This is a genomic window from uncultured Helicobacter sp. (assembly GCF_910577135.1).
GTDB classification, from domain to species: Bacteria; Campylobacterota; Campylobacteria; order Campylobacterales; family Helicobacteraceae; genus Helicobacter_C; species Helicobacter_C mastomyrinus.
In genome coordinates this window covers 1-1,308 of sequence record NZ_CAJTLL010000038.1, presented here as the reverse complement: position 1 = coordinate 1,308, position 1,308 = coordinate 1, and the positions used below count along the sequence as shown (strand labels likewise).

At 38.5% G+C, this 1,308-nt stretch carries 1 protein-coding gene; it reads left to right on the top strand.

Annotated elements, in window-relative coordinates; genetic code table 11:
- Positions 1–1,308 (top strand): hypothetical protein (locus QZ289_RS10375; protein ID WP_295702306.1); only part of this gene is annotated, 1,308 nt, incomplete at its 5' end.

The following is a 1,308-nucleotide window of genomic DNA, read 5'->3' as shown; positions in this document are numbered from 1 at the left end:
ATCACTTTTGGTGTCTATAATGGCAAAATGGGTGCATTTACAGGCAATGTCAATAATAGCGGAAGCATTATTTACAATATGGCAGGAGCAAGTGGAGGCACACATACACTTATTAGCGGCACATTGAGCGGTGGGGGTAGTGTCGCATTACTGAATGGCAATACAGAATTTGCTACTGCTACATTGAGCACTGATAAGAGAGAAGTGATAGTAAATATCAAACAAGATGTTATTGATAGTTTTAATGCCACACTTCAATCTAACCAAAAGGCTATCGTAAATGCTTTAGGAGAGGATATTTATACTATTGCAGGAGCAAACACTCAAAGTGTTACAAGTGATGTAAATAGACTGAATAATGCCCTGTTTTCACAATTTATCTCTACGCCTTTTAGTGGGCTTGATGTGCTTAAGGGTAGTATTAGTGCAGTTTCTATAAGCACTCAAAGCAACTCACCTTTGGGTGCTGATGCGGGGGCTATTACAAGGAGTATCTTAGGTAGTGCAAATGGAGGATTTGCTGGAGTGCGATTAGGAGCGTATATTAAAATAAAAAAAGCTGTGCTATCAGTATATGGAGGTTATACCTATGGGAGTATGCGAAGCAAGGGGCAGGATTACACACTTTTAGAATCTTCTTTTAGCAATAAAAGTTATAGTTCTGGACTTGGGGCAAACTATCATTTGTATTTGCTCCCTCATAATAGACTTGAGCTAGATGTTGATGTAGGCTATTTTACCTCCTCACTTGATAGCAAACGCAAGATACAGCTCAACACTGCGGCTAATCAAATCTTTGAAGCCACATATCGCACTAATCAAGTGAGTTTAGATACAAAGCTAGGCTATCGTTTAGGAGCAAATAGAGGAAGAAGCTCCTTAAAGCCTTATTTTAGGCTTTTGCAAAGTTATAATATGTTTTCAGGCTTTACAGAAAATGCCCTCACATCAGGTATTACAGATAAGGCTAAGGCTTTATCTATGCCACAATACAATGCGTATTTTATGAGTTTAGGCGTGGGCTTAGATGGGGCATATCGCATAGATAGGAGTAAATATGTGCTTTTTGGGTTGGACTATGAGCAGTTTTTATTGAGCACACAAAAGCTGCAGTTGCAATTTATCGGGGGAGAAAAATTAAGCTTTGATAAACCCTATGATAATCGTATAGGATTGAGTATAGGTGCGAGATTTGAGCCAAGACGTAAGATACAATTAGGACTTGATGGGTATTTTAAAGCAGCTATCAATCAAGCGGATAATCTTTATTATTATGGTGTAAGCGCACTTTTGGGCTATGTGTTTTAG